Annotated in this window: 17 protein-coding genes; 3 read left to right on the forward strand and 14 right to left on the reverse strand. The window is 61.4% G+C overall.

Annotation, left to right across the window (positions count from 1 at the left end):
* Positions 1 to 1,053: 1,053 nt before the first annotated feature.
* The 8 genes from ABJN75_RS08855 to ABJN75_RS08890 all read right to left on the reverse strand — a co-directional run bounded on the left by ABJN75_RS08855 (position 1,054) and on the right by ABJN75_RS08890 (position 8,842).
* The gene (locus ABJN75_RS08855; RefSeq protein WP_348438825.1) at positions 1,054 to 2,313 is read right to left on the reverse strand and encodes a class I SAM-dependent RNA methyltransferase; all 1,260 of its coding nucleotides are present in this window, start codon (positions 2,311 to 2,313) and stop codon (positions 1,054 to 1,056) included.
* Entirely contained in the window at positions 2,310 to 3,077 is a 768-nt protein-coding gene (locus ABJN75_RS08860; protein WP_348438827.1) for a TlyA family RNA methyltransferase, read from the reverse strand. The genes ABJN75_RS08855 and ABJN75_RS08860 overlap by 4 nt, the downstream gene beginning before the upstream one ends.
* A 59-nt stretch (positions 3,078 to 3,136) precedes the next feature.
* On the reverse strand, positions 3,137 to 3,436 hold the full coding sequence (locus tag ABJN75_RS08865; RefSeq protein ID WP_348438829.1) for a hypothetical protein: 300 nt from the start codon (positions 3,434 to 3,436) through the stop codon (positions 3,137 to 3,139).
* Positions 3,437 to 3,531: 95 nt separating this feature from the next.
* The gene (dxs, locus tag ABJN75_RS08870) at positions 3,532 to 5,463 is read right to left on the reverse strand and encodes a 1-deoxy-D-xylulose-5-phosphate synthase (protein ID WP_348438831.1); all 1,932 of its coding nucleotides are present in this window, start codon (positions 5,461 to 5,463) and stop codon (positions 3,532 to 3,534) included.
* Between the two features lie 127 nt (positions 5,464 to 5,590).
* A complete protein-coding gene (locus tag ABJN75_RS08875; RefSeq protein ID WP_348438833.1) occupies positions 5,591 to 6,517 on the reverse strand; it encodes a pirin family protein in 927 nt (308 codons plus the stop codon).
* A gap of 36 nt (positions 6,518 to 6,553) precedes the next feature.
* Positions 6,554 to 6,799: an exodeoxyribonuclease VII small subunit gene (locus ABJN75_RS08880; RefSeq protein WP_348438835.1), complete on the reverse strand. Its 246-nt coding sequence runs from the start codon at positions 6,797 to 6,799 to the stop codon at positions 6,554 to 6,556.
* Between the two features lie 3 nt (positions 6,800 to 6,802).
* A complete protein-coding gene (locus ABJN75_RS08885; RefSeq protein ID WP_348438837.1) occupies positions 6,803 to 7,729 on the reverse strand; it encodes a histone deacetylase family protein in 927 nt (308 codons plus the stop codon).
* A gap of 54 nt (positions 7,730 to 7,783) precedes the next feature.
* The gene (locus ABJN75_RS08890; RefSeq protein ID WP_348438839.1) at positions 7,784 to 8,842 is read right to left on the reverse strand and encodes a hypothetical protein; all 1,059 of its coding nucleotides are present in this window, start codon (positions 8,840 to 8,842) and stop codon (positions 7,784 to 7,786) included.
* Positions 8,843 to 9,007: 165 nt separating this feature from the next.
* On the opposite strand from ABJN75_RS08890, the gene ABJN75_RS08895 reads away from it, so the two are divergent.
* Together ABJN75_RS08895 and ABJN75_RS08900 are read left to right on the forward strand one after the other, a co-directional pair.
* Positions 9,008 to 10,201 (forward strand): winged helix-turn-helix domain-containing protein, encoded by a 1,194-nt coding sequence (locus tag ABJN75_RS08895; RefSeq protein ID WP_348438841.1) that lies wholly within the window; start codon positions 9,008 to 9,010, stop codon positions 10,199 to 10,201.
* A 147-nt stretch (positions 10,202 to 10,348) separates the two neighbouring features.
* Positions 10,349 to 11,140: a gamma-glutamyl-gamma-aminobutyrate hydrolase family protein gene (locus ABJN75_RS08900; protein ID WP_348438843.1), complete on the forward strand. Its 792-nt coding sequence runs from the start codon at positions 10,349 to 10,351 to the stop codon at positions 11,138 to 11,140.
* An 18-nt stretch (positions 11,141 to 11,158) separates the two neighbouring features.
* On the opposite strand, the gene ribB is transcribed toward ABJN75_RS08900, so the two are convergent.
* Entirely contained in the window at positions 11,159 to 12,259 is a 1,101-nt protein-coding gene (ribB, locus tag ABJN75_RS08905; protein ID WP_348438845.1) for a 3,4-dihydroxy-2-butanone-4-phosphate synthase, read from the reverse strand.
* Between the two features lie 12 nt (positions 12,260 to 12,271).
* Positions 12,272 to 13,366 carry a chorismate synthase gene (gene aroC, locus ABJN75_RS08910; protein ID WP_348438847.1) on the reverse strand — a complete coding sequence of 365 codons (1,095 nt, stop codon included), beginning with the start codon at positions 13,364 to 13,366 and terminating at the stop codon, positions 12,272 to 12,274.
* Between the two features lie 222 nt (positions 13,367 to 13,588).
* Between aroC and ABJN75_RS08915 the strand changes: the two genes are divergently transcribed.
* Positions 13,589 to 13,849 carry a DUF1344 domain-containing protein gene (locus ABJN75_RS08915; RefSeq protein WP_348438849.1) on the forward strand — a complete coding sequence of 87 codons (261 nt, stop codon included), beginning with the start codon at positions 13,589 to 13,591 and terminating at the stop codon, positions 13,847 to 13,849.
* A gap of 36 nt (positions 13,850 to 13,885) precedes the next feature.
* On the opposite strand, the gene ABJN75_RS08920 is transcribed toward ABJN75_RS08915, so the two are convergent.
* The 4 genes from ABJN75_RS08920 to ABJN75_RS08935 all read right to left on the reverse strand — a co-directional run bounded on the left by ABJN75_RS08920 (position 13,886) and on the right by ABJN75_RS08935 (position 17,059).
* Complete coding sequence (locus ABJN75_RS08920) at positions 13,886 to 14,476, reverse strand: histidine phosphatase family protein (protein ID WP_348438851.1); 591 nt, start codon at positions 14,474 to 14,476, stop codon at positions 13,886 to 13,888.
* Between the two features lie 42 nt (positions 14,477 to 14,518).
* Positions 14,519 to 15,331 carry an enoyl-ACP reductase FabI gene (gene fabI, locus ABJN75_RS08925; protein ID WP_348438853.1) on the reverse strand — a complete coding sequence of 271 codons (813 nt, stop codon included), beginning with the start codon at positions 15,329 to 15,331 and terminating at the stop codon, positions 14,519 to 14,521.
* 114 nt (positions 15,332 to 15,445) lie between these two features.
* On the reverse strand, positions 15,446 to 16,468 hold the full coding sequence (locus tag ABJN75_RS08930) for a DnaJ C-terminal domain-containing protein (protein WP_348438855.1): 1,023 nt from the start codon (positions 16,466 to 16,468) through the stop codon (positions 15,446 to 15,448).
* A 180-nt stretch (positions 16,469 to 16,648) separates the two neighbouring features.
* Entirely contained in the window at positions 16,649 to 17,059 is a 411-nt protein-coding gene (locus ABJN75_RS08935) for an RT0821/Lpp0805 family surface protein (protein WP_348438857.1), read from the reverse strand.
* Positions 17,060 to 17,063: the final 4 nt, after the last annotated feature.

Below are 17,063 nucleotides of genomic sequence, written 5' to 3' on the forward strand. Positions count from 1 at the left end.
AGTGTGGAAAGAGTATATCAAGAACCAGAAGCCGCCTGACCCTGACGATGATTTTGAGGTCGTATAGTCCGCCGAAGGGCGGACCAATCCGGCTTATAGCCGTAACCTGAAGCCACCGGCTTTAGCCGGTGGAGCATTCACCCTGAAGTCGCTGTCCCCGAAATTCCTCTCGCCACCGCGTCACCCGCACCTCCTGCAAAAAATATCTGCCACACTTTTTTCCCCACCTTTTCGCCCCGTGCGATACTTCGCAAACCTTCCGTTCCAACGGATGGCCGGGGTTTACGGAGCTCTGGCCGGCGGAAGGCGGTGAGTTTTGGCGCGCGGGCACCGTACCTGCGGGCCAAAAACTTGCGAAGCAACACCCCGGTCAGCGCGGGGGCCTGCCGGATCGAGGTGGATCAGGGCAAGGGTACTCGCGCGAATGGCCGGAACCGGCTGCCGCCTGTTTGGGCTGCATCCGGCGGCGTTTGATCCGCATCTCTGGTCGGGCGGGCTGCCCGGCCACAGCATGTGGCATCACCACAAACGTCGGCCTGACCCATCCCTGCCGCGTCTGACGGATCCATTCTGTCGGGCGTGGGTGGGAGAGGGCGGTGTTCGGTTTCCAAAGAGCCGAACAAAACGAAACCGCCTAGGGCTCGCGTCAAGCTTTGCAGGAAGGAGGCCCACTTGCGCCCGGAAGGTGCAGGTGTCCCTCACCGGTGGGGCGCGGGTGATATGCGCCAAGCCACTTCTTCCATCCACCACGGGCCTGTCGCCCGTGCCCCACAAGTCCGGATCATGTCCGGACGATAAGACTGCCCCCAGACCGCCGGCGAATTTTTCGCGCGCGGGGTTTTGGTGTGGCTGAGGGATGTGTGGCGGGCATTGTTTCTCCACCCCGTCATACCGGACCCCGATCCGGTATCCAGCGACCCGGCGTCTGCCGGGTCAGGGACTCTTTCCGCCCAAGAACTTGGGCGGGCTGAACTCCGGATCAAGTCCGGGGTGACGGCAAAAAAGCGAAGGCTCAGGCCATGGAGTCCGGGGTGACGGATGGACGAAGCGCCCCTACCGTTTCGGCCGTTCCAGCAGCGCCACAACCTCGACATGGCTGGACCACAGGAACTGGTCGATCGGCGTGACCGACATGATCCTGTAGCCGCCCTTGATCAGGATCTCGAGATCGCGCGCCAGCGTCACCGGGTTGCACGAAACCGCGGCAATGTGTTTCACTGTCGAGCGGGCAATGTCGGCCACCTGCACCTCGGCGCCGGCGCGCGGCGGGTCGAACACCAGGCCTTGATAGGGCTTGAGTTCGGCTACCATCAACGGACGGCGGAACAGGTCGCGCTTTTCCACGCTCACCGGCTTTAACCCCTGCGCCCGCCGCGCCGCCTTGTCGAGGGCTGCCAGCGACGCTCCATCGCCTTCCACGGCGTGAATGTGCGCGTGTGCCGCAAGCCTCAGCGTGAAGGTGCCGGAGCCGGAAAACAGATCCACCACCCGCTTGGATTTTTTCAGATGGTCGGTGACCAGATCACCCATGACGGTCTCGGCCTCATGGCTTGCCTGCACGAAACCTCCCGGCGGGGGGCTGACCACCACGCTGCCGAATGTGAGCTGCGGCGGATGTTTTTCGATCAGGATCTCGCCATTGAAGCTCAGCCGCGCCACCGGCTGTTCGGCGCGCACCGCGGAAATAATCCGCAGCCGGTCCGGTTCGCTCAGCTTGAACGGCGCGTCGACCGCGATGTCGAGGCCCGGTTCGGCATCGAGCACGGAGAAGTGGAACGCCTCCCGGCCGACCGCCACCGCCGTCGCCAGACGCCGCAGGCGTGGCAGCGCCCGATTGATCCGGCCGGTCGCAACAACGCAGCTCTCGATCGCCACGATCTGGTGGCTGGCCGCGCGGTTGAAGCCGAGTATGGCGCCTTTCTCGGTGCGCCGGGCGGCAAACACCACCCGTCGGCGTGTGCCCGGCGCGCAGGCGACCAGAGGGCCCACTTCGGCCTCGATGCCGCGGCCTTCCAGCGCCGAGACCACCAGGCCGCGCTTCCACTCGCGGTAGGCCGCATCCGCCATATGCTGCAGTGCGCAGCCGCCGCAGCCGGCATTCTCAAGGTCCGGGCCGAAATGCGGGCAGGGCGGCGTCACCCGGTCGGCAGAAGGCTCAAGCACCGACATCAGCGAGGCGCGATTTTTCTCCAGGGCCACGTTGACCACGTCGCCGGGCAGGGTGAACGGCACGAAGATCTGGCCGCCGGGGGTTTCGGCGATGCCGTCGCCCTGTCCACCCAGCCGCGTGATGTCCAGTTTGTGTGCGCTCATGCCTTGACGCCTCCAATGAGAAATTCGTGGTTGCCGTCGCTGCCTTCAATCGGCGAGGCAATCGGCCCGGTGGCGCTCCAGCCCGGACGGAATCCGAGCCAGGCGGCGAGATCCTCGGCGATGATCGGTCCCTGCGCGGCATCCTTGAGCAATCCGCCCTTGCCGATTGCGGCCCGCCCGGCCTCGAATTGCGGCTTGACCAGCAGCACGGCGAAGGCGCCGGACGATGCCAGGTCGAGTGCGGCGGGCAGCGCCAGCTTCAGCGAAATGAAACTCACATCGCTGACAACCGCCCCGATCTCGCGGCCTTCGAGATGATCGCGCGTCAACTCACGCGCGTTCAGGCCTTCGCGATTGCTGACCCGCTGATCAGATGCAAGCGAGGGGTGAAGCTGGTCATGGCCGACATCGACGGCGAGGACATGGCTTGCGCCCGCCTGAAGCAAGATCTGGGTGAAGCCGCCGGTCGAGGCGCCGATATCAAGCGCGGCGCGTCCTGCCGGGTCGAAGCCGAAGGTTTCGAGGCCGGCTTTGAGTTTCAGCGCCGCCCGCGAGACATAGTCGCGCGCCGGATCGCACAGCGCAATCGGTGCTGATGCCGCAATCAGCGCGCCGGGTTTTGCCACCACCTTGCCGTCGACCTTAACCGCGCCGCGCGCAATCGCATCACGTGCCCGCGACCTGCTCTCGTACAGGCCGAGCCGGACCAGGGTCTGGTCCAGCCGGTCGCGGTCAGGCGGAGTGCGGGAGGAGGGGGATGTCATGCCGCCGTCTTCGCCCGGAAGCGGTGTCAGGGCAAGCGTTTTGTGCGGTTTTGCGGGCTTCAGTAGCTGATCAGGCTGCCTTCGCTATGGCCAGTCAGCAAGGCTGCAGGTATGCGCGCTTGCTTGCGGACCTCCGGTCGTTCGCTCAAGGGCGGGAACAAATGGTCTTCGGTGTTGAGATCCAGCGAGCCGCGAATGTCGCCAAGCTTGGGCTGCAACATGCGGATCGCGGCTTCCTCGATACGCCGGTCATAGGTCGGTTGCGCATCCGCCCGAGCAGCCGGGATCAAGCCGAACAATGCCAGGGATGCCGTCATAATCATGTCGGCGCAAAGTTGCTTTGCGGTTTTCGTCGTCATTGTCAAAACGCCCCACAGTCTTCTTTTGTTTCGAGAAGACTAGCAAAAAGGCGTTTCGGAACGACCAAAAGACGTGGTTAGGCGGCGGCAAATACTTATGGTTTCAGGAGGGTTACCTGGGCGCTGTCACGGCTCGTCCCGTTCAGGGTGCGAAACACCGTGTCGACAATGCCCTTGCGGTCAAGACCGGCGCGGCCATACATCGTCTCGGGCGAGGCGTGATCGACGAAGATGTCCGGCATCACCATCGAGCGGACGCGCAAGCCGCCATCAAGCAGGCCCTCGGACGTGAGCAACTGCAACACCTGGCTGCCGAAACCGCCCACCGAGCCTTCCTCGATGGTGATCAGAATCTCGTGGTGACGCGCCAGTTGACGGATCAGGTCATGATCGAGCGGTTTGGCGAACCGGGCATCGGCCACGGTGGTCGACAGTCCTGCGGCATCAAGATCTTCGGCTGCAACCAGGCATTCCGCCAGCCGCGTGCCAAACGACAGCAGCGCCACTTTTGAGCCTTCGCGCATGATTCGGCCCTTGCCGATTTCGAGGATCTCTCCGCGTTCGGGCATCTCGACGCCGACACCTTCGCCGCGCGGGTAGCGGAACGAGATCGGGCCTTCGTCATAGGCCGCTGCGGTGCGCACCATGTGCTTGAGTTCGGCCTCGTCTGATGCCGCCATCACCACGAAACCGGGCAGGCAGGCAAGATAGGCCGTGTCGAACGAACCGGCATGGGTGGCGCCGTCAGCGCCGACAAATCCGGCCCGGTCAATCGGAAACCTGACCGGCAATTTCTGGATCGCCACGTCGTGGACAACCTGGTCATAGGCGCGTTGCAGGAAGGTCGAGTAAATCGCGCAGAACGGCTTCATGCCCTCGCTCGCCAAACCTGCCGCAAAGGTCACGGCGTGCTGTTCGGCGATCCCGACGTCGAAGCTGCGGGTCGGATGCACCTTGGAAAACTTGTCAATTCCGGTACCGCCGGGCATGGCGGCGGTGATCGCCACGATCCTGTCGTCGAGCGAGGCTTCCTGCGTCAGCGCTTCACCGAACACGGCGGTGTAGCTTGGCGCATTCGGTTTGGCCTTGGCCTGGGTTCCGGTCACCACGTCAAACTTGGAGACGCCGTGATACTTGTCCGACGCCGCTTCGGCAGGCGCGTAGCCCTTGCCTTTCTGGGTCACCACATGGATCAGCACCGGCCCGTCACCATTGTCGCGCACATTGCGCAGTACCGGCAGCAGGTGTTCGAGATTGTGGCCGTCGATCGGGCCGATGTGATAAAATCCCAGTTCCTCGAACATGGTCCCGCCGGTCACGTAACCGCGGGCATGCTCGACGGCGCGGGTGATGGCGCGATCGATGTTTTTGCCGAGATAGGCGGTCAGTTTCTTGCCGGCCTCGCGGAAGCCCATATAGGTGCGGCCGGACGCCATCCGCGCCAGATAGGCGCTCATTGCCCCGGTCGGAGGGGCAATCGACATGTCATTGTCATTGAGGATGACGATCAGCCGCGCGTCGAGCGCACCGGCATTGTTGAGCGCTTCATAGGCCATTCCGGCCGACATCGCGCCATCGCCGATCACCGAGATCACATTGCGCCGCTTGCCCTGCAACCCGCTCGCCACCGCCATGCCGAGGCCCGCGGAAATAGAGGTCGATGAATGGCCCGCGCCGAAATTGTCGTACTCGCTTTCACTGCGCTTGGTGAAGCCTGAAAGCCCGCTTTCCTGCCGCAGCGTGCGGATGCGATCACGGCGCCCGGTCAGGATCTTGTGCGGATAGCATTGGTGGCCGACATCGAAGATCAGCCGGTCATGCGGTGTGTCGAACACATTGTGGATGGCGATTGTCAGCTCAACCACACCAAGGCCTGCGCCCAGATGCCCGCCGGTGCGCGACACCGCGTCAATCATCTCGGCGCGAAGTTCCTGGGCAAGCTGCGGCAACAGCTTGTCATCGATCTTTTTCAAATCGGCGGGATAATGAACCGTGTCGAGAAGCGGGGTTACTGGCTTGTTTGTCACGTCATGCCTCACAATCGACCACCGCGTAGCCCGTAAAAAGAAGTGTGTAAACCCGAGCAGGTTTGGGAAATGCTGGCCTGGGCGTACTTGCCACAGGCTGGCTCGTGCTCGAGTTGCAGGTGATCCGTCACCTTTCCGGCAGCGGTATGAACTCTTCTGCGTCGCCCGGCACAATGTCGAACCGGCCCGAGCGCCATTCCGCCTTGGCCTGTTCGATCCGCTCCTTGGACGAGGAGACGAAGTTCCACCAGATATGGCGTTTGGTGGCAATGCTCTCGCCGCCAAACAGCATCATCCGCGCGCCCGTTGGTCCGGCGGTGACAGTGATCGCGTCCCCCGGACGAAACACCAGAAGCTGATCGGGACCGAACCGGTCGCCGGCGATCTCGATCTCGCCTTCCAGCAAATAGATTGCGCGCTCTTCCCAATGGGCGTCAAACGGCGCCGAGGCGGACGGCTTGAGCGCCAGATCGACATAAAGCGTGCCGGTATATTGCGGCACGGGTGAAACATGTCCGCCAAAACTGCCCATTATCACGCGGGCGCGAATGCCGTGATCGGTGATTTCGGGCAGGTCCGTGGTGGCGATGTGGGCGAAAGCCGGATCCATCTCCTCAAGCCGGTCGGGCAGGGCGAGCCATGTCTGCAGCCCGGATATCGCCATGTCGCCGCCGCGCATCTCCTCGGGAGACCGTTCGGAATGGACGATGCCGCGGCCTGCGGTCATCAGGTTCACATCGCCCGGTTTGATCACCATTTCGGTGCCCAGGCTGTCGCGGTGGCGGATCGCTCCGTCAAACAGATAGGTAACGGTGGACAGGCCGATATGCGGGTGAGGGCGCACGTCCATGGCTTCGCCGCGCCTGAGTATGGCAGGACCCATCCGGTCGAAAAAAATGAAGGGCCCCACCATCCGGCGGCGCACGGTTGGCAATGCCCGCTTGACCGAAAAGCCGCCAATATCGCGCGAGGACGGGACGATCAGATGTTCGATCGCATCACAGGCGAAAGCGTCACCCGGACGCGGGTCATCCTCTCCACCAAAATAGCTCATGCCGTTCTCCTGCCATTGCGGCCTGACATTGCGATTCTAATCCGTATCCAGTGGTTCCGTGCCTGCGGGCTGGCCCTGCCGGTCAAGGCGGATCTTCTCGATCCGTTTTTCGGCGGCGGAGAGCAACTTCTCGCAATGCGCCTTGAGGGCTTCACCGCGCTCATAGATCTCGATTGACTTGTCCAGCGCCACATCGCCGCGTTCAAGCTGCTCGACGATCCGTTCCAGTTCGGCCACGGCCTGCTCGAAACTCAGGTCGGTCATCTCGTTGGTTTCGCTCATGGTTCAGCCCTCCTGCAGCCGGATCACATGGGCGGCGGCCGATTCCGCCAAGCCCACCAGATCATAGCCGCCTTCCAGCAGGCTGACGACCCGGTTGCCGGCATGACGTCCGGCTATTTCCATCACCTTTCCTGTTGCCCAGTCGAAATCGTCGGCCACCAGATTGATTTCGGCCAATGGATCGCGGTGATGGGCATCAAACCCGGCGGAGATGATGATCAGGTCAGGACGCGCTTCCTCCAGCGCCGGCAGAATGCGGGTCTTGAAGGCTTCGCGGAAATGGTCGCTGCCGTCATTGGCCGACAGCGGCGCATTGAAGATGTTGCCCTTGCCGGTTTCCCGCAAGGCGCCGGTTCCCGGATAAAGCGGCATCTGGTGGGTGGAGCAGTAAATCACGCTGGCATCGTCATAGAAGATGTCCTGGGTGCCGTTGCCGTGATGCACGTCCCAGTCGACAATCGCCACCCGCTCCGCGCCATAGGCCTTCTGCGCATGCCGTGCCGCGATGGCCGCCTGGTTGAACAGGCAAAACCCCATCGACGTATTCTTCTCGGCATGGTGGCCTGGCGGCCGGGTGGCCACAAAGGCGTTGTCGGCTTCCTTGCTGAACACCGCATCCACCGCAGCCATCGCGCCGCCGACCGAAATCAGTGCGGCTTCCATCGATCGCGGGCTGGCCACTGTGTCTTCGTCGATCTTGGCAAACCCGGTTTCCGGAATCGCGGCGCGGATCCGCGTCAGATAGCTTTCGGGATGCGCCAGCAAAACCGATTCGGCCGCGGCTTCGGGAGCCAGGTGTCGCACCAGCGTGTTGAAATGCTCATGTTCAAAGATCGCCTCAAGCGCTCTGAGCCGGTCTGGCCGCTCCGGATGGCCGGGAGGCGTTTGATGTTCGAGGCAGATGGGATTGGAATAATAAAAAGTGGTCATCAAACCTATCTAGCGATGAAAATGCATCGATACCAGTGCTTCCGGTATCGGAGTTCATGGGGACACAACAATCAGTGTTCCATCTGCCGTCGCAGTGACCACGCGACCATCCACCACAACGATCGCCTTGTCGATCGAAGCTGGCAGGGGAATGTCGGCGCGACCAGTCAGCGGAAACCTCAGGCGCCTGCGGTTTTGAGAGGGCAGCACAAGCTCCATCCGGCCACCGAATTGACCGGTCGCCGACATGCCCAGCTCCCGTGAACCGATGATGTGGTTGGACACATCGGTGGCAATGTCATTGTTTTCGGTGAGTTTACCGTACCTGAAATCCAGAGAAAACAGACGTCCGCCGATATGGGGCGTGCGAACGCCGTAGAGTGTCAGGCCGCCATCGGGACGCGGAATCAAGCCGGCGATGTTGAGCCAGCGATTGGGATGGCCGTTTTCCGATCCGGCGCCGCGCAGCGTCAGCAGATTTTCAACAAGGCCATATATCGCGACCGCCGCGCCACCGCTATTGGACGACCGGATGGCGATGACTTCGTTGGTTCCGTCTCCATCCAGATCCGCAATCCGCGGCGTGATGTCCTCGAACACCTGACTCTCCGGCAAAACGGCCTCCAGGACGCTCCCCGAAGCTGTAACCACAACCAGCGATCCAGCTTCAATGGCGTCGCCGAGCACTCCGTGCGCATACCGTGTCGACGGTCGTGCGAACCATGCCCGTCTTATGTCGCCCGAACCCGAGCTGGCAACGCGGCCATCGGGAAGCGCGCCATCTGGCGCAGAATCCTGCCCGAATGCGAGATTGAAAGGCTTCAGGCAAATTCCGGCGTCGCCATCACAGGGCAAAACCGCGAAAACTTTTCCGCCAGCCTGTATGAATGCACCCTTGTCCGTTGCGGTGACGAACTCAACCGGCGCAGGAGTTGGGAGGGTGTGAACAGTTTGGCCATGCGCAGCATTGGCCCAAACCAAGGTCAGCAGTGCGAGAACCGGAAGCCTCGCACCAAGCTGCGACGGGTGTCCTGCGCTATCAAGGTCATTTCGGGTGGCCGAATGCCGCCAGATGTTCCAGAAGAACCGGATTGGAGAAGAACGAGCCGTCATGCCGCCAATCTACAGATGGATCGCGCGAGAAGCCAGCTCCGAAGCCTGGGCGTGTGTGGCTGAAAGTTTGGGCAGCACGGAGAGCCACAACCGGATCGTGGTGGGTTTGTCCCCATGAACAGGACTTGCTGTTGGAACAGGTGAAAACATGTGTAGGTTTGGCGGATGGTGATTCAGATCTCGAACAAGGCGGCGCGGCGGATATTTCTGGCCAAGCAGGGGCTTTCGGCATCGCCGTCGCGGGCGCTGTCCAAACCGGATCTGCTGCAGACCATCCATGATCTCGGTTTTGTTCAGATCGACAGCATTTCCACTGTCGAGCGCGCTCACAACCAGATCCTGTTTTCACGCAACCAGACCTTCAGGCGCGAACACCTCAGGCAGTTGCTGGAGGACGACAGGGCGCTTTTCGAACACTGGACCCATGACGCCTCGATCATCCCGAGCGCGTTTTATCCCTACTGGAAACACAGGTTCCGGCGAAGGGAGGCGACAATGCGCATAAGATGGGCGAAATGGCACGGCGAAGGCTTCGACCGGGCTTTCGATGAAACCTATGCCAAAATCGCTGACGGTGGGGCGATTCTCGCGCGTGAGGTCAAGCAGGCCGATCACAAGTCCGGTGGTTGGTGGGAATGGCATCCGTCGAAAACGGCGCTCGAGTTTCTCTGGCACACGGGCAAGCTGGCAATCAGTGCGCGGCAGAACTTTCAGAAAGTCTACGACCTGAGTGAGCGTGTCATCCCGGGCGATCACCTCAATGAGGAAGTTTCCCACGCCGATTTTGTCGACTGGGCCTGCAGCAGCGCGCTTTCGCGGCTGGGATTTGCCACCCACGGCGAAATCGCGGCCTTCTGGGACCTGGTGTCGCCGGACGAGGCAAAGGACTGGGTCAGTTCCAACCGGAGCGCCCTCGATGAAGTTGAAATCCAATGCACCGGAGGCGCGAAGTCCCGGGCGTCCTTCGCCTTTGCCGGTCTGTCGCCGGACCCGGACGATTGGCCCGAGCCGCCGGCCCGGATCCGGGTGCTCAGCCCGTTCGATCCGCTGTTGCGCGATCGCAACCGGGCCGAACGCCTGTTCGGTTTCCGTTACCGGATTGAGGTGTTCGTTCCGGAGGCCAAACGCGAATTTGGCTACTATGTCTTTCCGCTGCTTGAGGGCGACCGGATGATCGGCCGCATCGACATGAAAGCAGACCGCAAGGCCGGTGTCCTCAATGTCGCCCGGCTTTGGCTGGAACCGAAGATCAGGGCGTCTGCCGGGCGTCTGGCCCGGCTTGATGCGGAACTCGGCCGTGTCGCCCGCTTCGCCGGTGTCGGCGAGATCGTCTACGCGGACGGCTGGAACGCCGATTGACCTGGATATCGGGCATGGTCAGGCGGAAGTGACCGGCAACCGGAGTTTTTTAATTGGTTTGGAGTTGTCGATTTTGGCCGGGTGTGAAAAACATTAGACATGCGGTCGCCAGCCCCGGCGGCCCGGATTTGAATGCGGGACCACTTTATGGCCAAGCCTGTCATCGGCATCATCGGCAATACCTATAATATGGAAAACAGGTTCTCCGTGCAGATGGCCGGGGAAAGAAACCTGCAGGCAATTGCCGACGTCACCGGCGCGTTGCCGATGATTTTCGCGGGCAATCCTCTCATCACCGACATATCGGATTTGTTGTCCGTGGTGAGCGGCGTTCTGCTGACCGGGGCGAGGGCGAATGTCCATCCGAGCCAGTTCGGCGTCGAGCCGGATCCCAGATATGAGCCGTATGATATTGCGCGGGATGCTGTTGCGTTGCCGCTGATTGGTGCCTGCGTTGCCAAAGGGGTTCCGCTGTTCGGGATCTGCCGCGGTTTTCAGGAGATGAACGTGGCCGGGGGAGGGACGCTACATCCCGAAATCCGCGAGTTGCCGGGCCGGATCAACCACCGCATGCCGCGCCTTGAAACCGGTGAAATTCATCCTGATCCCACCGTTATCTTTGCCGATCGCCATGACGTGAAACTGGTTCCCGACGGTGTTTTTGCGCGCATTCTCGGCCGCGATTTGATCCGGGTGAATTCGCTGCACGGGCAAGGCGTCCTCAAGCTTGGCGACAGGCTGGTGGCCGAAGGCGTAGCCGAGGACGGCACCATCGAGGCGATCCGCTTCAGGGACGCGCAAGGCTTTGCGCTGGGCGTGCAGTGGCATGCCGAATATGACCCGCAGGACAATCCCGTAAACAACTTGCTGTTTCAGGCTTTCGGCGAGGCGGTCAGGGCATATGTGTCCGGCCAGGCAACAGTCGGCGCCGGGCAATGATCGCCCGCCGCCTTGTCATCAGATGATTTCGGTCGACGAGATCTGGATGCCGAAGCCTTCCAGCCCGACATAGTGGCGCTCGCGCGATGCGTACAGCTTGATCGAGGTGATGCCGAGATCCTTGAGGATCTGTGCACCCAGGCCGATTTCCAGCCATTCATCCTCGCGCGCCTGAGCTTCGGCGTGATCTTCAGAGGACTCGGCAAGCTGTCGTCGTGCCGCCCGCTGGCCGACGCCGACCGATCCTTCACGCAGGTAAACCACAACCCCCCGGCCATCTGTGGCCATCCGTTCGATGATCGCAGTCATTGGATCCTGTTTGGAAAACACATCGTCGACGACTGATTCAAGGTGCAGCCTGACCGGCACATCGACGCCATCGCGAATATCGCCAAAGACCACGGCCAGATGATGCATCGGATCCCAGGGCAGCTTGTAGGAATGAGCTTTCGCCGGTCCCGCTACCGTTTCCACATCGAAGCTGTCGATCTGGTCGATCAGCGTTTCCTTGCGCTGCCGGTAGGCGATCAGATCGGCCACGGAAACCTGCTTGAGGCCGTGTTTGACCGAGAAATCATCGACCTGCTCGCCACGCGTTACCGTACCGTCATCATTGACGAGTTCACAAATCACCGCGATCGGCGGCAGACTGGCGAGCTTGCACAGATCAACTGCGGCCTCGGTATGACCGGACCGCATCAGCACCCCACCTTCGCGCGCGATCAGCGGAAAGATATGGCCCGGACGGGTGAAGTCACTGGCGCCGGCATTGGGATTGGCCAGATTGCGCGCCGTCAGTGTCCGGTCGTCCGCCGAAATGCCCGTTGTCGTGCCGTGCTTGTAATCGACCGAGACGGTGAACGCGGTTGTGTGAGCCGAATCATTGTCAGCCACCATGGCATTCAGGTTCAGTCGCTTGGCTTCCTCGCGCGGCATCGGCGTGCAGACAATGCCGGAAGTGTGACGCACGATGAAGGCCATCTTTTCTGGCGTGCAGTGAACCGCCGCCACGATCAGGTCGCCTTCGTTTTCGCGGCCTCCGTCATCTGTGACAACAACAATTTCACCGGCTTCAAAAGCGCGAATGGCTGCGACAACGCGGGCTTGGTCATATGTCATGCAAGAGGTCTTTCAGTCGAGGCGGCCGGTCTGGCCGCGGTCTCTCAAATAATGGTCGGCGAGCGTGCAGGCCACCATGGCTTCGCCGATGGGAACGGCGCGAATGCCGACACAGGGATCATGCCGGCCCTTGGTTTTCACATCCACCTCGTTGCCGTCGGAGTCAATCGACCGCCGCTCATTCAGGATCGAGGAGGTTGGCTTGACGGCAAAACGGGCGACGACCGGCTGACCGGTGGAAATGCCGCCCAGGACGCCACCGGCATTGTTGGACAGGAAAACCGGCTGACCGTCGGCGTCAACGCGCATTTCGTCGGCGTTTTCCTCGCCGCTGATGCACGCGGCGTCGAAGCCGTTGCCGATCTCGACACCCTTGACCGCGTTGATCGACATCAGGTTGGCGGCAATGTCCTGGTCGAGCTTGGCATAGATCGGCGCGCCAAGTCCGGCGGGAACGTTGTCGGCCACCACTTCAATGACGGCACCCACGGAGGACCCCGCCTTGCGGATCGAATCGAGATAGTCTTCCCACACAGGCACCATGGCCGGGTCGGGGCAGAAGAATGGGTTGTTGTCGACCTCGGACCAGTCCCAGTTGTCGTAATCGATCTTGTGCCGGCCGATCTGCACCAGCGCTGCGCGAACCTTTACGCCCGGCACCACAAGCCGTGCCAGGCCGCCCGCGGCAACCCGGGCGGCGGTTTCGCGCGCCGATGAGCGGCCGCCGCCGCGATAGTCGCGCACGCCGTATTTGACATCATAGCTGTAGTCCGCGTGACCGGGCCGGTAACGCTTGGCGATCTCGGAGTAGTCCTTCGAGCGCTGGTCGGTGTTTTCGATCAGCATCGACACAGGCGTGCCGGTGGTGATCAACCCGCCATCATCTTCACGCATGACGCCGGACAGCACCTTGACCAGATCGTCTTCGCGCCGCTGGGTGACGAAGCGGGACTGGCCCGGTTTGCGCTTGTCCATCCAGTGCTGCAACTGGGCTTCGGTGAAGCGGAGACCGGGCGGGCAACCATCGACCACGCAGCCCAGCGCCGGGCCGTGGCTTTCGCCCCAGGTGGTCACGCGAAACATGTGGCCGAAGGTGTTGTGCGACATGCGATTCAACCATGGCTATTGCGGGCCGCGCCCGCTTTTGAACATTCGCCGTGACTTCTAGAGGATATCGGGGGGTGGGGGGAAGTCTTTTGTGCAAAGTACCTCAAGCCAGGCCCGGTTCGTTGACATCACGATATATTGCGGCTCACATGCCGCCATGAATTTTGCCACATTCTGCCTCTTCAAAGGGGCACCTCGAATTTATTGATCAAGGACTGTCCGATGCGTTTCGCAATTTCCGCCTTGTTGGCTGTTTCCGCCATGCTCGCCCCTATTTCAGCTTTGGCCCAGAGCGCTGATGCCACCGGTTTGATCGCCGAGATTTCCACCTCCGAACAAACCATCAAGCTCGACGACGGCAAGGTTTACCAGACCCCCGCCGAGTTCGATTTCGAAGGCCTGGAAAAGAATGTGGAAGTTGTGATCTTCTATACCGAAGTCGATGGCAAGCGGATGATCAACGATCTCGAACTGGTGCAGTAGTCGGCACCACTGATTCTGCCGGGCTGCATTTACGGATCAAACCCAGCCGATGGCATCGTCCTTGATTTTCAGCACCCGGTCTTGCGGAATGTCGATCATCGCGGCGTCGTCTCCAGGCACTTTGCCGATCCGGTTGAACAGGGTGCGGATCACGCCGCCATGGGCCACACAGATTGTCGGTCCCGCCAGCGTGGTCAGGAAGGTGTCGATGCGTTTGGCAAGCAAGGCGTAGCTTTCAGCCCGCTCGCCCGGTGGCCTGAAATCCCATTTGCCCCCCTCTCGCTGTTCGATAAGGTCCCGCGAGTGTGCCGCCACCTCGTCCAGGGTTTCGCCCTCCCAGTCGCCGAACGACAATTCGATCAGCAGCGGATCGGTGCGGTATCCGCCCGGTTCCAGGCCCGCGGCCTGACGGACAAGCTCCATGGTTTCACGGGTTCGCCCCAGCGGACTGGACACCCAGTCAAACTGTGAAAGCGGAAATTCCAGATCCCCGATTGCAGCCAGCGCCCGGCCGTTTGCCGTGGCCTGGCCGCGGCCGGTATCATTCAGCGGAATGTCACGCGAGCCCTGAAGCCGCCCCTCCAGATTGTAGTCCGTCTGTCCGTGGCGGATCACATAAAGAAGCATGTGGTTGGTTCCGGTCTCGCTTTGGGTCTGGTCCGAACGAACCTAGACGACGCTTATGTCGGGAGCATCAACAGCCTTCATTCCGACCGTGTGATAGCCCGAATCGACATGCAGGATTTCGCCGGTGACGCCACGCGCCAGATCCGACACCAGATAAAGCGCCGAATCGCCAACTTCGTCGATGGTCACCGTGCGCTTGAGTGGCGAATTGTATTCGTTCCATTTGAGGATATAGCGGAAATCGCCGATCCCGGAAGCCGCAAGCGTCTTGATCGGGCCGGCCGAAATCGCATTCACGCGAATGTTGGAGCCGCCCAGATCGACTGCGAGATAGCGTACGCTGGCCTCGAGCGCGGCCTTTGCGACACCCATGACATTGTAATGCGGCATCACTTTTTCAGCGCCGTAATAGGTCAGCGTCAGAATCGAGCCGCCATCGCTCATCAGCGGTTCGGCGCGCTTGGCGACTGCGGTCAGCGAGTAGACCGAGATCTCCATGGTGCGGTTGAAATTTTCCCGGCTGGTCTCGACATAGCGGCCGGTGAGTTCATCCTTATCGGAAAACGCAATGGCATGAACCACAAAATCGAGTTTGCCCCACTGCGATTCCAGTTCGGCGAACACCGCGTCGATGGTGTCGAGATCGGTGACGTCGCAGTGACCGGCGACAATCGCGCCAAGTTCGGCTGCCAGCGGCTCGACGCGCTTCTTCAGCGCTTCGCCCTGATAGGTCAGAGCCAGTTCGGCGCCGGCGTCGGCGCAGGCCTTGGCGATGCCCCAGGCGATTGACCGATTGTTGGCCACGCCCATGATCAGGCCGCGCTTGCCCTTCATCAGCCCGGAAGTGTCAGCCATGCTAGTCTCCCTCGAAAGTATCGAGCAGGCTATGGCACAAGGGGCCACGGGCTGCAAGTCACCGCGGTTAATGGCGCGTGGCGCCGGTGTGCTGATCCACTTGGTTCAGATATTTCAAACGAACAGCGCCTTCCGGCTTGATCGCATCAGGTCGATCAGCCGTGGATCGGGCTTTTGCGGCAGCATCACACGCAGATGGACAAGCAGTGCGCCGCGCCTGCCATTGGCGGTGGGAAGCCCTTTCTCCTGAACGCGAAGCACGGTGTCGGACCCGGACCATTCAGGAACCTCGATCCTCAAGGGGCCATCCAGTCCCTGAAACACGAAGGATCCGCCAAGCACCGCCTCCGCGAGGTCGATCGCATGCTCGCCATGCAGGTCCGGACCCTGCGACCGGAAGCGCGGATGTTTCTGGTGATGGATCGTCACAACGGCGTCACCCATCGTCAACGGATCGGGTGAGGGGACCTGGATCTCGGCGCCATCGACGGTTCCCGGAGGGGTGGTGAAGGCCACGGTCTTGTCGTCCGCGAAAGCGATTTCCCCGCTGTGGCCTTCGAAGGCGGCTTCAAGGCTGATATCCACACAATGCCGGGTCACCGGCAGGGCCGATTGCGCTTTGTGCCGGGTCTTCCATTTGGTGAAAAGCGTGTCGAGCGCATCCAGCGGATCTTCATCCATGCCGGGTGCGTCCTGCTTGGTCCGGTGCCCTGGAGGTTTGTCCTGGGTTGCATTGCGCCCGGACTGGCTGGCCGCAGCTTCGCCAAAAATGTGGACCACCATGTCCTCGAAACTTGCCTCGTCCGAACCCTCGCCCGGGTCATCCGCCGCGTTCGTTCCGGTGGCGCCGCCCATCGCCTGTTTAAAGGCCTTGAACGGATTTGCAGCAAATCCGCGCGCCGGTCTCTGCCGCCGCCGGCCGCGGGCGTCGATATGACCGCGGTCGAACTCCAGCCGCAGATTCGGATCGATCAACAGTTTGTAGGCATTGGAAATTTCCGCAAACCGGTTGCCAGCCTGCGGATCATCCGGGTTTTGATCCGGATGCCATGTCTTGGCGAGTTGCCGGTAAGCACTCTTGATATCTTCAGCCTTGGCCGTCTTGCTGACGCCGAGCACCGTGTACGGACTACGCATGTTACAATTCCCGTATGGGCGTTAGTTCGGGAAGCGTAGCGAGGATTTGCTAACCATCGGTGTACAAACGACAAAGAGCGGAAAAACATGAGCAGTACTGCTTCCTGACGCGCATGCCTCAAGCGAGAAACCGGTTGGGTTCCGAAAAATGATCCAAATACTATGGAGGTGAGTGGCGTGTCAGCTGGCTGCGCGATCGAGACTGACAAGATCCCAGCCACCATCGGGCCGGCGGCAGACACGGCCATTCATCAGCGCCACGCCATCAAAGCCGTGGCGCGTGGTCTGGAACAGACGACAGGTCTGCGCCCCGTCGGTCAATGTGGTGAAATTGGAGATCACGCCCGCCGAACCGGTCAATGCATTGGACCAGGGTTGCGGATCTGTCAGCTCATCCTGGCTCAGTCCGCCAACCATGTCGCGGATCACGATCTCGTCCGACATGATCTCGCTGTCGGCTGACAGGGGTGAAATCGCCCCGGTTGTCGTCGTGTCCAGCGAAAGCGCTGACTCCGCTGACGAGCCCGTGCTGGTGCATCCCGACAAGGCCAGGCAAACAGGCAAAGCCAGCGCCAAAAGCGCACGGTACACGCTC

The sequence above is a fragment of the Hoeflea sp. genome, from assembly GCF_039975035.1.
In the GTDB taxonomy this organism is placed as follows: Bacteria; Pseudomonadota; Alphaproteobacteria; order Rhizobiales; family Rhizobiaceae; genus Hoeflea.

What these genes read in the sequence shown, in the direction of transcription:
- ABJN75_RS08855 (WP_348438825.1), bottom strand. Translation starts at nt 2,313, where the DNA reads ATGAGCGCACACAAACTGGACATCACGCGGCTGGGTGGACAGGGCGAC.
- ABJN75_RS08860 (WP_348438827.1), bottom strand. Translation starts at nt 3,077, where the DNA reads ATGACATCCCCCTCCTCCCGCACTCCGCCTGACCGCGACCGGCTGGAC.
- ABJN75_RS08865 (WP_348438829.1), bottom strand. Translation starts at nt 3,436, where the DNA reads ATGACGACGAAAACCGCAAAGCAACTTTGCGCCGACATGATTATGACG.
- ABJN75_RS08875 (WP_348438833.1), bottom strand. Translation starts at nt 6,517, where the DNA reads ATGAGCTATTTTGGTGGAGAGGATGACCCGCGTCCGGGTGACGCTTTC.
- ABJN75_RS08880 (WP_348438835.1), bottom strand. Translation starts at nt 6,799, where the DNA reads ATGAGCGAAACCAACGAGATGACCGACCTGAGTTTCGAGCAGGCCGTG.
- ABJN75_RS08885 (WP_348438837.1), bottom strand. Translation starts at nt 7,729, where the DNA reads ATGACCACTTTTTATTATTCCAATCCCATCTGCCTCGAACATCAAACG.
- ABJN75_RS08890 (WP_348438839.1), bottom strand. Translation starts at nt 8,842, where the DNA reads ATGACGGCTCGTTCTTCTCCAATCCGGTTCTTCTGGAACATCTGGCGG.
- ABJN75_RS08895 (WP_348438841.1), top strand. Translation starts at nt 9,008, where the DNA reads ATGGTGATTCAGATCTCGAACAAGGCGGCGCGGCGGATATTTCTGGCC.
- ABJN75_RS08900 (WP_348438843.1), top strand. Translation starts at nt 10,349, where the DNA reads ATGGCCAAGCCTGTCATCGGCATCATCGGCAATACCTATAATATGGAA.
- ribB (WP_348438845.1), bottom strand. Translation starts at nt 12,259, where the DNA reads ATGACATATGACCAAGCCCGCGTTGTCGCAGCCATTCGCGCTTTTGAA.
- aroC (WP_348438847.1), bottom strand. Translation starts at nt 13,366, where the DNA reads ATGTCGCACAACACCTTCGGCCACATGTTTCGCGTGACCACCTGGGGC.
- ABJN75_RS08915 (WP_348438849.1), top strand. Translation starts at nt 13,589, where the DNA reads ATGCGTTTCGCAATTTCCGCCTTGTTGGCTGTTTCCGCCATGCTCGCC.
- ABJN75_RS08920 (WP_348438851.1), bottom strand. Translation starts at nt 14,476, where the DNA reads ATGCTTCTTTATGTGATCCGCCACGGACAGACGGACTACAATCTGGAG.
- fabI (WP_348438853.1), bottom strand. Translation starts at nt 15,331, where the DNA reads ATGGCTGACACTTCCGGGCTGATGAAGGGCAAGCGCGGCCTGATCATG.
- ABJN75_RS08930 (WP_348438855.1), bottom strand. Translation starts at nt 16,468, where the DNA reads ATGCGTAGTCCGTACACGGTGCTCGGCGTCAGCAAGACGGCCAAGGCT.